Raw genomic sequence first — 13,246 nt, forward strand, 5'->3', positions numbered from 1 at the left:
TCGACGTTATTGCAGTGTGCCGGTCATTCCGGCGAACGGAAGTTCAGGCTGTAGTTCACGGCTTTGGCACCTGGATCAAGGATATCCAGCGCGATATGGATCGGCGTTTGGGGTGGCATCTCTTCCTTGCCGGCCATTTCGCCGCTCAGGTACTCACCGGGCTTGAACCGACGACTGGCAATCAACTGACCGCCGGTATCGGAAAAACGCAGCTCCAGCAGCGGAAACGGCTGGGAAAACGAGGCACGGTTATAGATGATCGCGTCCACCACCAGAGCCCCCTGAAACTCGGGATGGCTGCGTACCACCAGATTGCTGCTCTTGAGCTGGGATATATCGACCTTGGTCGGCACCTTGCAGCCAATTTGCGGGCAAATCTGCTGGAACCACGGGCGATATTGATCCTGGCGAGCCAGTTGATCGAAATGGTACCAGACGTATTGACCGGCCAGCCCCGCCAGAGCCAGTACGATCAACAGGCCCCACGCAAGGCGCCGGCCCCAGCGCGGTTTGGGCGGCTGCCAGTCCAGTTGCAAAGGGTCGTCAGTCAGGTCAAGCAGTGCCTGCTCGCGCACTGCAGGTTCGTTACGGCTGCGTCTGCCACGGGGTTCAGGTTCTGGGTCGTCGTCGTCATGATCTTCGTCGTCATCCACGGCTGACCAGCGTTGCGCTCTTTCGGCAGGCGGGGTCTTGCGCGGTGTGGTAACAAGCACGACGGATTCGTCATCGTCCAGGTGCTTGTCCAGTGACAGCGAGGGCTCGGTCCTTTTGTCGTCGGGCAAAGGCTCCGGGTCTTCGGGCGAATCAGGGTCGGGGATGACCTCGGCGTGCAGCTCGGGCAGGCGTTCGACATCGTCGTTGTGCAGCGTGCCGACCCAGGCAGCCTCGTCGGTCTGGCGATGGTCACGCTTCGCCGTAAGGTTCTCATCGTCAGTGCCGGTATCGCTGGACGGGCGGGCGAAGGTGTCGGGTCGTCGGGTCTCGCGCTGTTCGAGGCGAGCCAGTTCTTCGTCCAGGTTCAGATTGTCCAGATCCAGCTCGCTGACCTGCCAGGGGTCATCGTCTTCAGGGGCCTTTTCCGGTTCTGGCATCAGCTCGGGTTCGGGGGTCGACGCAGGCTCTGGTTGGGGCGGGGCTATGGCCACCGGTGCGGCGCTCAGGGCCTCCTTTTCGGAGTCGACTATGGCGCGCTGCTCCAGCAACTGGCGGGCTGCGTTGAAAACCTGCAGGCAGGCGCCACATCGCACCACGCCGCGGGCCACGCTCAGTTGAGCGTGGCTGACTCTGAAACTGGTCTGGCAGTGCGGGCACTGGGTGACAAAACTGTCGGTCATGCTGCTGTCCGGTTGAAGCGGCGGTTAACGGCGGCGTCCCGTGATGCGTACCCAGCCATCTCGGTTTGCGATCGGGTCCAGATCAAAGCTGTCAGCATACGCCGCAGCGACTTCCTCGCCCTGTTCGGCCAGGATGCCTGAAAGCGCCAGGCGACCGCCGGTCCTGACCAGTGATGCCAGTTGCGGCGCCAGGGAAACCAGCGGGCCAGCCAGAATGTTGGCGACCAGCACATCGGCTTGCTGATGTGGCAGGTCCTCGGGCAGGTACAGCGGGAAGCGCTCGGCAGCGATATTATTGCGTCCGGCATTGTCACGAGAGGCTTCCAGTGCCTGCACGTCGATGTCAGTGCCCACGGCCTGTTCGGCACCCAGCAGCAGGGCGGCGATGGCCAGAATGCCCGAGCCGCAGCCGAAATCCAGCACGTTGCAGCCTTTGAGGTCCTGGCCGTCCAGCCATTCAAGGCACAGTGCGGTGGTCGGGTGGGTGCCGGTTCCGAATGCCAGGCCTGGATCAAGCAGCAGGTTCACGGCATCCGGTTGCGGCGCAGCATGCCAGCTTGGCACGATCCACAGGCGCTTGCCGAAACACATTGGCTGGAAGTTATCCATCCAGCTGCGCTCCCAGTCCTGATCTTCGATGACTTCGGCACTGTGCTCGGGCAGTTCTTCGCCGGTCAACAGGCTCAGGTGTGCCAAGGCCATTTCGGCATTGGTGTCGGCTTCGAACAGCGCCAGCAAATGGGTGTGTGTCCATAGCGGCGTGGTGTTGAGTTCAGGCTCGAAAATCGGCTGGTCTTCGGCGTCCATGAATGTCACGGACACGGCGCCGACTTCAAGAAGGGCGTCTTCGTAGGTTTCGGCTTGTTCTGGGCTGATGGCGAGACGGACTTGCAGCCAAGGCATGGCGGATTACCTTCGATTTGGAAATTAGGTGCGGCTTGCACGGCCGGCGCGGCCGCAGGAAGCGGGCAAGTTTACTGCTATGCGCTGCAAACAACAAAGCCGCATCGCTGCGGCTTTGTCGTTCTGAAACACACTGGCTTATTGATTGGCCAGTTTGTGCTCCAGGTAGTGGATGTTGACTCCGCCTTCGCAGAAGCCTTCATCACGGGTCAGATCACGGTGCAGCGGGATATTGGTCTTGATCCCGTCGACCACGATTTCGTCCAGGGCATTGCGCATGCGTGCCATGGCTTCTTCGCGGGTCGCGCCCCAGGTGATCACTTTGCCGATCAGCGAGTCGTAGTTGGACGGAACCTTGTAGCCGCTGTACAGGTGCGAATCGACCCGCACACCGTTGCCGCCCGGTGCGTGGAAGTGCTTGACCAGACCTGGGCTTGGAACGAAGGTTTTCGGGTCTTCGGCGTTGATCCGGCATTCCAGTGCATGCCCTTTGATGACCACGTCATCCTGGGTGTACGACAGTTTGTTGCCGGCGGCGATGCTGAGCATCTCCTTGACGATGTCGATACCGGTGACCATTTCGGAAACCGGGTGCTCCACCTGAACACGGGTGTTCATTTCGATGAAGTAGAAACGGCCGTTCTCGTACAGGAACTCGAAAGTACCCGCGCCGCGATAGCCGATATCGATACACGCCTTGACGCAGGCAGCCAGAACATCCGCACGCGCCTGTTCGTCGATGAATGGTGCCGGTGCTTCTTCCAGAACCTTCTGGTGGCGGCGCTGCAGCGAGCAGTCGCGGTCGCCCAGATGAATCGCCTGGCCCTGGCCGTCGGAAATGACCTGGACTTCCACATGACGCGGGTTGGTCAGGTATTTTTCCAGGTAGACCATCGGGTTGCTGAACCAGGCCGCAGCTTCTGCGCGGGTCTGGGAGGCAGCTTCGATCAGGTCTTCTTCGCGATGAACCACACGCATACCGCGACCGCCACCGCCACCGGCGGCCTTGATGATCACCGGGTAACCCACTTCACGACCAATGCGCAGAGCGGTTGCTTCGTCTTCCGGCAGCGGGCCGTCGGAACCCGGAACGGTTGGCACGTTGGCCAGCTTCATGGCGTCCTTGGCAGAAACCTTGTCGCCCATCAGGCGGATGGTGTCTGCTTTCGGGCCGATGAAGGCAAAACCCGACTTTTCGACCTGTTCGGCGAAATCGGCGTTTTCAGCGAGGAAGCCGTAGCCAGGGTGGATCGCCGTGGCGCCGGTCACTTCAGCAGCCGAGATGATCGCCGGAATGTTCAGGTAGGACAGATTCGCCGGTGCTGGACCAATGCAGACGGTTTCGTCTGCCAGGCCCAGGTGCATCAACTCGCGATCTGCCGTGGAGTGTACAGCGACGGTCTTGATGCCCAGTTCTTTACAGGCACGCAAGATGCGCAAGGCAATTTCGCCGCGGTTGGCGATTAGAACTTTTTCCAACATCGCAGGCTCTCCCCGGGTCAAACGATTGTGAACAGCGGCTGGTCAAACTCAACCGGCTGACCGTTTTCTACCAGGATGGATTCGATCACACCGCTGGCTTCGGCCTGGATGTGGTTCATCATTTTCATCGCTTCAACGATGCAGATGGTGTCGCCTTTCTTGACGGTCTGACCCACTTCGACGAATGCAGGCGAAGTAGGTGCCGGGGTGCGGTAGAACGTACCGACCATTGGCGACTTGACCACAAAGCCGTTCAGTTTCGGAGCCGATGGTGCTTCTGCTGCGGCTGGAGCGGCTGCAGGAGCCGGTGCGGCGACAGGCGCAGCAACCGGGGCTGGCGCGTAGTAAGGCTGCGCTGGAGTCTTGCTGTGACGGCTGATCCGTACGGATTCTTCGCCTTCACGAATTTCCAGCTCGTCGATGCCGGACTCTTCCAGCAATTCGATCAGCTTCTTGACTTTGCGAATATCCATTAATCAACTCCCAAGGTTCTGTAAGGGCAATTTGTCGGCCGTTTCAAGCGATGTGGTCAGCCTCAGGCTGGACTCGTCATGGCTTGGCACTGGCGGCCAGTTGTTCCAGGGCGGCTTCCAGGGCCAGGCGGTATCCGCTGGCTCCCAGGCCGCAGATCACTCCTACAGCGACATCTGAAAAGTAGGAGTGATGGCGGAAAGGTTCGCGTTTGTGCACGTTTGATAAATGCACTTCGATGAATGGGATGCTCACTCCCATCAGCGCGTCACGTATTGCAACGCTTGTGTGCGTAAAAGCAGCCGGATTGATCAAAATAAAGTCCACACCCTCACCGCGTGCGGCGTGAATACGGTCGATCAGTTCATACTCGGCATTGCTTTGCAGGTACATCAGATGGTGACCGGCATCGCGCGCGCGTTGCTCCAGGTCCTGATTGATCTGGAGCAGGGTGATGGTGCCGTAGACCCCGGGTTCCCGAGTGCCCAGCAGGTTCAGGTTGGGCCCGTGAAGGACCAGGATAGTCGCCATTGCGTGTTCCTTTTATTGTCTGCGAGCGGTTTACGCCCGGCGACTATGCCGGAAGGGCAATGGACTGTCCAGTTAACAACAGTAGCCAGCACGATGAGCGATATTCGCGCAAAGTTTGTGACTCACCGTTTAGTTTCGGTCATTTGTCCTATTCAAGCGTTCAATCAGGCCCGCGGCGTCGATTTCGCCGACGACTCGCACATTTTGCAGCTCTTCGCCGTTTTTAGCGAAAAACAGCAGCGCGGGAGGACCGAACAGCTTGTAGCGGTCGAGCAGGGCACGTTGCTCTGTGTTGCTGTCGGTCATGTCGAAGCGAACCAGACTGTAACCCGATAACCCGGCAACGACTCCTGGATCGGGCAGAACTTCGTGCTCGATGACCTTGCAACTGATGCACCAGTCGGCGTACCAGTCGAGTAACAGCGGTTTGCCTGCGCTTTGCGCTTCCTGCATCACACGGTCCAGTTCGGCCGAGGTGGTGATCGTCAGCCACTGGTTCGAGGTTGATGCGACTGCCGGGCTGTTTGCCGTGGCGTAGTCGCGGCCCAGCGGACGCATCGGGTCGGTTTGCCCGGACAGCGCGCCATACCAACTGGCCAGCGCGTAAACCAACAGTGCCAGCCCCAGCAGTTGAGCAAGCTTTTGCCGAGTGGTCTTTTCAGTGAACTCCAGTGCGCCGAGAAACAGCGCAACACCAGCAGACAGCAGACCGACCAGCAGCAAGGTGATCGGCCCCGGCAGGACGCGGCTCAGCAAGCCGATGGCCAGTGCCAGCAGCAGTACACCGATTGCATTTTTCACCGTGACCAGCCAAGGCCCGCTTTTCGGCAGCCATGTAGCACCACCGGTTGCTATCAACAGTAATGGCGCGCCCATACCCAGGCCCAGCGCAAACAGTTTCAACCCGCCACCGACAGCATCGCCGCTGGCGCTGATATACAGCAGCGCACCGGCTAGCGGGGCCGACACGCAAGGCGACACCAGCAGGCTGGAAACCACGCCCAACACTGCGGCTCCCCAGAGTGATCCGCCTTCCGTCTTACCCGCTATGCGATCCAGACGAGAACTGATCGACTGCGGCAGACGCAGCTCGAAAGCGCCAAACATGGCGATGGCAAAGATCACGAAAAACGCCGAAAACGGCACCAGCACCCAGGCCGATTGCAGGCGTGCCTGAAGATTCAGACTCGCGCCAAACATACCCATCAGCGCGCCAAGCAAGGCAAAACAGGCCGCCATCGGCAGTACGTAAGCCAGTGACAGGCTAAGGCCGCGCAGGCCGCCAACCTTGCCGCGTAGCACCACGCCGGACAGAATCGGCAGCATGGGCAGTACACAGGGGGTGAAGGTCAGGCCTACGCCTGCGAGGAAAAACAGCGCCAGTTCTTTCCAGCTCCATGCGGCTGCGGTGGCTGCTGTAGTGGCGGATGCCGGGGCGGCAGGGCTGGCGGGCACATCGCCAATGTTCAAACGCTCGGTTTCAGGCGGGTAGCACAGGCCCTTGTCGGCGCAGCCCTGATAGGTGACAGCGAGCGTGAAGGGGCGTTGTTCACCGGGTTTGCGTGGTAGATCGATGTCGAGAATGCCGTGATAGACCTCGACATCGCCAAAGTATTCGTCGTGTTTCTGCTCGCCCTTGGGCAGTTGCGCTTCGCCCAGGCCGATATCAGCAGGCTCGGTGCGAAACTGGAAACGATGGCGATACAGATAATAGCCATCGGTGGCGACCAGCCTCAGCTTGATCGATTCTGGTGTGGTTTCGATCAGGCTCAACTGAAAGGCCTGACGCACCGGCAGGAAATCCTTGCTGTTATCCAGAGAGCCGCCGCCCAGGGTTGGCGACGGACGGGTGTCCAGCAGTCCGGCACCGGAGACGGGCAGGGCCAGGATCAATAACATCAGGCATAACAAACGGCGCATGGCAGTCTCGAATCTCGAAAGTCCGCGCATGATAGCGGAGTGTTTCGCGGCCTGCTGACAGGAGGTTTGTAAGGTGTAGTGTCTGCCAGGTGAAAGAACAACCTCGCGAGGCTATTTGCTACCCGATGAAAACTTGCCGCCAGCCTCCTGTTCGTAGTGCTCGGGAATATTGTACTTATAGGTTTCCAGCCAGCGTTGCAGGCTCAGGTCACGCTCGGCGGCAGTATTGATCTGCGGCGTCGGCGATGCAGCCTTGCCGCTGGCTTGCAGTTGCAGCCAGGTTTCAGTCTGTTTCTGCGCGGGGGCGGATTGCTCTTCGCTCGCAGCCCAGGCGCTGCTGACGATAAACAGGGTGATAATGCTGCCAACGAGTGCGCCTTTCATGGTTGTGCTCCTGTTGTACTGGCGGACGCGAGAGGTGTGGCGCGGGTTTTTCCGATTTTTTCGGCACGCGCCTGGGCCTCGGTGATCTGCTCGGGCGTCAGTCCGGCGCGGGAAGCCAGTTCGGCGGCTTGCGTCCATTTGTTCTGGTAGATCAGCAAGGTGGCCAGATTGATTGCCGCCAGCGGATCGGACTGTTTGAGCTCCATGGCGGTCAGGAACTGGAAGCGCGCCTGTTCCAGTTTCAACTGATTGAGATAGACAACGCCCAGGTCGTTGCGGATTTTTTCGTCAGTCGGTTGCAGTTTGCTGGCCATGAGCAGATGTTGCTGGGCCAGCACGTTGTCGCCACGCGCCGCAGCCAGTTGTCCCAGCCCATGCTCACCCTCGGCTGCCCGGCAGGTGCCCAGCAGGCTGCGATACAGCGGCTCGGCTTCGTTGCTGCCCAACAGCCGCAATACCCGCGCTTTGCGCAGGCGAACCTCACCAAGGGTGTCCGGCAGGCTTTCCAGATTGGCGAGGCTGGCATGCAGGCGTCCCTCATCTGCCATGTTCTGAGCCAGGTTCAGGGAGAACTCCTGATCCGATGTCAGTTTGGGGCATTGGCCGGACTGAGCCGTGGCCTGCGTCCAGAGCGTGCGACCGTCACTGGTACATCCGTTCAGTAACAGCAGCCCGATTAGAGCGATCACTGGTTTCATTGCAATGCGTCCTTTCGTGCACGAGTAGCACTGGTGCTCAACTGCCCAGTGCGCGGCTTATGGCGATAAATCCGGGGCCCGCCAATACGATCAGCAGGGCCGGAAAAAGAAACACCATCATGACCACCGACATTTTTGCCGACAGTTTGGAAATATATTCCTGCAGGCGGGTCAGGCGTCGGTCGTCAATCAGTTGCTTGAGCGCGAGCAGAGACTTCAGGGCGCCGCCGCCCTGGTGAATCAACTGATTGAGGATCACGCAGGTGTCACTCAGTTCGTCGACGGCCAGCACGGCAGCGGTTTTTCGCAGCTCTTCGCCCAGTTCCAGGCCCGAGTCGACCCGTACCAGCACCACGCGAATTTCCTCGGACAGCACCGGCAGCAGGTCTTTACCTTCAATACTCAGCACGCGTAGCGCCTGCTCGACTGCCATGCCGGACTCGAACAGGATGCGCAGCAACGGGATAAACGTAGAAATTTCCACCACCACTTGTTTCTGGCGGCGCTGCGCGACGGCCGCGAGAATCCGTTTGGGCAGCAGATAACCAATTCCCAAGGCAAATACTGGTGCTATGAGCGGCTGCTCGACGCCTTTGAAAAGCAGCAGCTGGGCCACAATGACTACGACCATCATGCCGAGCGGAACGCCGACCTGGCAAGCTGCAAACAATGAGCGTTTGCTGGCGCGCCGCCAGCCGATTCGATTGAGCAAAATCTGGGTTTCCGAGTCCAGGCTGACGCTGCGCTGACCAACGCGGGTATCGCCGAGCAACCGAAGCAGGCTGCCGATGCGGCTTTCGCGAATCACCTGGCCCCTCAATCGTCTAGCCACCAAACGTTCGTTACGGCGTTGGCGAGCCATACCGGACAGGAGCAAAAAGGCAGCAGTGGCGAACATCAATACACCGAGTAACAGTTCCATCTCAAATACTCCTCAACATGCGCCACAGCACCACACATCCCGCAACCTGCAGGGCAAATGCCATGCTCAACATGACCTGTCCGCTGTCATCGCTCCACATATGCAGCAGATAGCTGGGGTTCACTGCCAGAAAGTAACCGGCCATGCCGACTGGCAGCAGCGCCAGCACTATTGCTGTCATGCGGGTTTCACCGGTCATTGCGCGCAACTGGCGACCGGTCTGTTCCCGGTCACGAATCAGTTTGATCAGGTTTTCCATCAGCTCGCTGGCATTGCCGCCATATCGATGGTTGACCCGCAAGCCAATGGCAAACAGATGAAACTCGTCGCGTTCATACAGTTCGGCAAAGTCCCTCGCCGCATCCGGCAGGCTGACGCCCAGCTGTACGTTACGCTCGATCCGGCTCATGCCGTCCTTGAGCGGCTGGTCCGTGGCATCGATGCCGTGCAGTACCGCGTCGGCCAGGGTTCTGCCGGATTTGAGGCTGCGTACGGTGTGGTCGAGGAGTTGCGGCAGCTGCTGGATCATGCGGCGCATGCGCACCTCATAGCGCCACGATACGAATATGCGCAGGGTCAGGGGTACCGCCAGCAGCACGCTGACTGCGCCGATGCCGTCACCCAGTCCATAGCCGATCAGAATCAGTAGCGCATACAGCGTCAACACCAGGCCCATGCGCTCGGTCGACTGACCCAGTCCTGCACGCAAAAAGGCCCGATCCAGGTAGGTCCATCCGGTCTTTTCGACCACTGGCTGGGCTTGCCCGGCCGTCAGACGCTGTCTGACCCGTTCACTGGCGTCCTGATTGAGCGCGAGATAGAACATGCGAATGGACGCAGTCAGCAGCAGTAAGGAAATCAGGCCGAGCACCAGTGATGCATTCATGCCGCCTCCCTGAGCACTTCAGTAGCCTGGCCGCAGCTTATCGCCAGCGGCATGTGCAGCTTCGCGCATGAAACCGACCCCGGTGCGGCGATCAAGGCGGAACAGTGTATTGGTGACATAGATGTCATCGCGCATGCCGACCACTTCCACCACTTCACTGACACAGCGTCGACCATCAGGCAGGCGTGCCAGCTGGATAATCACATCCAGCGCCGCGCAGACCATCTGGCGCAGGGTCTTTTCCGGGATCAGTCGCCCGGTCAGGCCAACCAGTGTTTCCAGGCGCAGCAGAGCATCCTGTGCATTGTTGGCGTGAACGGTGCTCATGGAGCCGTCGTGGCCGGTGTTCATCGCCGTCAATACGTCAAGCACTTCGACACCTCGGATCTCACCGAGGATGATGCGGTCCGGGCGCATCCGCAGCGAGTTGCGAATCAGGTCGCTGGCGCGCACCTCGCCATGCCCCTCGGCATTGGGCGGGCGGGTTTCCAGACGCACCACGTGCGGGTGGCTGAGCTGTAGCTCGGCAACGTCCTCGATAGTGACCAGGCGCTGGTTGCTGTCGATCAACTGGCTCAGAACGTTGAGCATGGTGGTCTTGCCTGTGCCGGTACCGCCGCTGACGAGGATGTTGCAGCGTTTGCCGACCGCTTCCTGAAAAAACTCGAAAATGGATTGATCAATGGTTTGCATGGCCACCAGATCTGCGCTCTTGAGCATGTCCTTGCGAAACTTCCGAATCGACAGGCAAGGACCGTCCAGCGCAATCGGCGGGATGATGGCATTGACCCGACTGCCGTCGGGCAGGCGCGCATCGACCATGGGCGAAGATTCATCCAGGCGCCGCCCGAGTGGCGCGAGGATGCGCTGCATCACGCGCTCGACGTGGTGTGAGTCGATAAAGCGCAGGTCGGTGTGGTGCAGCACGCCATCGCGTTCGACAAACACCTTGCTCGGCCCGTTGACCAGAATTTCCGTGACCGACGTGTCGCGCAGCAACACTTCAAGCGGGCCGAAACCGGTCAGCTCATCAACCAGCTCTTCAGCCAGTCGCTCCATTTCGTAGCGCGAGATGGCCAGCCGCAGTCGCGCAACGTATTCGGCCACCTTGTCGATGACAAATTGCGCCAGCGCCGGTCGTGAGCCTTCGAGCAGGTTTTTGCCGCTTTCTTCAATGCCATCGATGATGTAACGGTGCAGCACCAGTTTCAGGCCTTGTCCGTCGTCGGCCTTGCCTTGTGTGCGCGACGAAATACCAAACAGTTTTTCCGCCATTACCTGTTCCCCCACAGTCGAGCGAGCCAGCCCTGATCAGGTTTTTCGTGAGCCTCGGCATTGCGTGCCAGATGTTCACCAAGCCGACGCAGCCCGGTACACAACGCATCGCGTGAGGCCAGCTCGAACAGCGTCACGCCCTGGTTTTTGGCGTTGAGGCGCAGCTCTGGTGCCAGAGGCAATACGGCCAGCACCGGCAGGCCGAAGGTCTTGGCCACGGTTTCCGAATTGGGTGCGACCGAGCGCTGATAGCGATCGACCAACAGGCCGGCGTGCTGCATTCTCATGCCTTTCTCACGCCAGTTATTGAGCACTGTCAGGTTGCGCCGACAACCCAGCACGCTCTGGTCGGCGTACCACAGCAACTGATCGCAATGGCTGACCAGCGAGCGCAGCGCCTCGCTGTCCGGCTGGCCTACAAGGTTCACGACCACATGCTGAAAATGCTGGCGCAGCGCGCTGAGCAGCATGTACAGCTCGGCTGCGCTGGACTGCTCCAGATGATCGTCGGCTTCGGCGTAGGCAAGAATGCGCAGACCGCTTTCGCTGGTGGTGAATGCGCTGTCGATCAATGTTGCATCGAGCCTGCGTAGATGGCGCAGGGCGTCGCCGAAACTGAACGAGGATTCAAGGCCAAGCATCGCCAGACTGTCGCCGCGTGGCAGACCCAGGTCCAGCAACAGGGTGCGTTGCCCGGTCTTGTGCACCACCAGCGCCAGATGAGTCGCAATCAAGGCACCGTCGCCATCGTTTTGCACGCCATACAGCACTGAAAGGCCGCTCATGCTCGGGTTGGGCGTCACGGCAGGCAAGCGCTTGCTCAAGCGTCTTACCAAACCGGCGACCTCACTGGAACGAGAGCCGTAAGCGACGAAATCCCGCGCCCCGGCACGCATGGCGTTGAGCACCAGCTGGTTATCCATACCATCGCCGAGCGCGACGATGGCCAGCATCGGCTTGGCTTCCAGAGCACTCTCGATCAGGGCGCTCTGGGTCATCAGATGCTCACGGTCCAGCCCGACGAACACCACGCTGGCAAATGTCACGTCCACCAGCGCGAGCAGATCGTCGAGGCTGCCGGTGCCTGCGCTGACCACCTGGCCCAGTGAGCCAAGGGCACTCTGCAGCCATTCCAGATCAGTATTGTTGCGGGTGATTGCCAGGAACGTCTGGCTCAGGCTCTGGCTCATTTGGATAACCCGTCGCGGCGGTCGAAGTCGCCGTTTTCCAGAAAGTACAGGCGTGGAAAGCTCGGATCATAGGTGCGTAGCCCCTCACCCGGCAGCGAGGGCAGTTGCGCGTTGGCAGCCAGCGGTTGAACCAGGTGCGGGGTGACGATCATCAGCAGTTCGCGTTCATCGCGCTGGATTTGCGAGTTGCGGAAAAACGCGCCGAGAATGGGGATGTCACCCAGACCGGGAAATTTGCCTACGGAGCCGACGTTGCTGGAGCTGATCAGCCCACTGACCACAAAGCTTTCTCCGTCGGCAAGCGCAATGCTGGTGTCGGTGCGGCGGATATTGAGCGCTGGCACTGTTGTGCCGGCGATTGTGATACCGGCAGAGAAATCCAGTTCGCTGACTTCGGGGGCGACTTTTAGCAGGATTCGGTCACGACCTACTACTGTCGGCGTCAGGGTCAGGCGTACACCGAACTCCTTGTACTCGATGGAAATACCATTGCTCTCGCCATTGGGCACAGGCACCGGGAACTCGCCTCCGGCCAGAAAGCTTGCACTTTGCCCATTGAGCGCAACAAGGCTGGGGCGTGCCAGGGTGTAGGCGTAGCCGCTGTTTTCCATGGCGTTGAGCATGCCCAGCACCTTGCTGCTTCCACCGCCCCAGACAATATTGAAACTGCTGTTGTTCAACGGAATGCTTGGACTTGTGCCACTCACCGTACCGGGGGTGACGTTGACGCCGGGAACCGTGCCAGGCGCACCGAACAAAAAGTTGTTTGAGCCCTTGCCGAATATCGAGGTACTGGCCTCCTTGAGTTTGGTGCGACTGACTTCGATAAAGCGGATGTCGGTCTGCACCTGGCTGGGTAACCGGGCATCGGCAGAGGGCGCAGGGACGCTCTCTACCATCGATGTCGTGGCCCGACCGCGCACGAACACCATGCTCTGGCGCGGGGCGGTGGCGCAGGCGGTCCAGACCATCAGGCTGGTCGTGCCCTGCGCAACGCCCGTCAACAGAAAGCCATCGTTGCCGTTGACATGCACATCGGCGATTTTCGGGTCGCCCACGGCAATGCGGGTGATGGCTACAGGTGAGCGCACTTCCTGCTGAATGCCCTGATCGATTTCCACCGCCGCTGGCATTGCAGCAAGCCCTGCACAACTGCTGGAAGCGGCCCAGGCTGATTGTGCAGACAGTGCCGCGAAGGCTAACGCCAGCAGCCGGGGTTTTGTTACTGGCACGGAACAACAGCTCATCAA

General features: G+C 60.0%; 13 protein-coding genes. All 13 read right to left on the reverse strand.

The genetic code is table 11. The features are described from left to right. Positions 1-23 precede the first annotated feature (23 nt). A complete protein-coding gene (locus RGM3321_RS14410; protein ID WP_244393608.1) occupies positions 24-1,334 on the reverse strand; it encodes a DUF3426 domain-containing protein in 1,311 nt (436 codons plus the stop codon). Between the two features lie 24 nt (positions 1,335-1,358). Beyond that, on the reverse strand, positions 1,359-2,237 hold the full coding sequence (gene prmA, locus RGM3321_RS14415) for a 50S ribosomal protein L11 methyltransferase (RefSeq protein ID WP_005746710.1): 879 nt from the start codon (positions 2,235-2,237) through the stop codon (positions 1,359-1,361). A gap of 138 nt (positions 2,238-2,375) precedes the next feature. After that, positions 2,376-3,719, reverse strand: a complete 1,344-nt coding sequence (gene accC, locus RGM3321_RS14420; RefSeq protein ID WP_002555371.1) for an acetyl-CoA carboxylase biotin carboxylase subunit — start codon at positions 3,717-3,719, stop codon at positions 2,376-2,378. 17 nt (positions 3,720-3,736) lie between these two features. Further along, complete coding sequence (gene accB / locus RGM3321_RS14425) at positions 3,737-4,192, reverse strand: acetyl-CoA carboxylase biotin carboxyl carrier protein (RefSeq protein ID WP_002555370.1); 456 nt, start codon at positions 4,190-4,192, stop codon at positions 3,737-3,739. Positions 4,193-4,268: 76 nt separating this feature from the next. After that, positions 4,269-4,721 carry a type II 3-dehydroquinate dehydratase gene (gene aroQ / locus RGM3321_RS14430; RefSeq protein ID WP_244393610.1) on the reverse strand — a complete coding sequence of 151 codons (453 nt, stop codon included), beginning with the start codon at positions 4,719-4,721 and terminating at the stop codon, positions 4,269-4,271. Between the two features lie 129 nt (positions 4,722-4,850). Beyond that, a complete protein-coding gene (locus RGM3321_RS14435) occupies positions 4,851-6,641 on the reverse strand; it encodes a protein-disulfide reductase DsbD (protein ID WP_279614016.1) in 1,791 nt (596 codons plus the stop codon). Positions 6,642-6,752: 111 nt separating this feature from the next. After that, the gene (locus RGM3321_RS14440; protein WP_244393613.1) at positions 6,753-7,025 is read right to left on the reverse strand and encodes a DUF3613 domain-containing protein; all 273 of its coding nucleotides are present in this window, start codon (positions 7,023-7,025) and stop codon (positions 6,753-6,755) included. After that, complete coding sequence (locus RGM3321_RS14445; RefSeq protein ID WP_244393614.1) at positions 7,022-7,723, reverse strand: hypothetical protein; 702 nt, start codon at positions 7,721-7,723, stop codon at positions 7,022-7,024. The genes RGM3321_RS14440 and RGM3321_RS14445 overlap by 4 nt, the downstream gene beginning before the upstream one ends. A gap of 37 nt (positions 7,724-7,760) precedes the next feature. After that, entirely contained in the window at positions 7,761-8,645 is an 885-nt protein-coding gene (locus RGM3321_RS14450) for a type II secretion system F family protein (protein WP_244393616.1), read from the reverse strand. Between the two features lies 1 nt (position 8,646). Next, positions 8,647-9,531 (reverse strand): type II secretion system F family protein, encoded by an 885-nt coding sequence (locus RGM3321_RS14455; RefSeq protein WP_244393617.1) that lies wholly within the window; start codon positions 9,529-9,531, stop codon positions 8,647-8,649. A gap of 18 nt (positions 9,532-9,549) precedes the next feature. Beyond that, on the reverse strand, positions 9,550-10,806 hold the full coding sequence (locus RGM3321_RS14460) for a CpaF family protein (protein ID WP_244393619.1): 1,257 nt from the start codon (positions 10,804-10,806) through the stop codon (positions 9,550-9,552). Further along, entirely contained in the window at positions 10,806-11,996 is a 1,191-nt protein-coding gene (locus tag RGM3321_RS14465; RefSeq protein ID WP_244393620.1) for a pilus assembly protein, read from the reverse strand. The genes RGM3321_RS14460 and RGM3321_RS14465 overlap by 1 nt, the downstream gene beginning before the upstream one ends. After that, complete coding sequence (locus RGM3321_RS14470; RefSeq protein ID WP_244393622.1) at positions 11,993-13,243, reverse strand: type II and III secretion system protein family protein; 1,251 nt, start codon at positions 13,241-13,243, stop codon at positions 11,993-11,995. Before RGM3321_RS14470 ends, RGM3321_RS14465 begins: the two co-directional genes overlap by 4 nt. Positions 13,244-13,246: the final 3 nt, after the last annotated feature.

Source organism: Pseudomonas sp. RGM 3321, assembly GCF_022836805.1.
Classification (GTDB): Bacteria; Pseudomonadota; Gammaproteobacteria; order Pseudomonadales; family Pseudomonadaceae; genus Aquipseudomonas.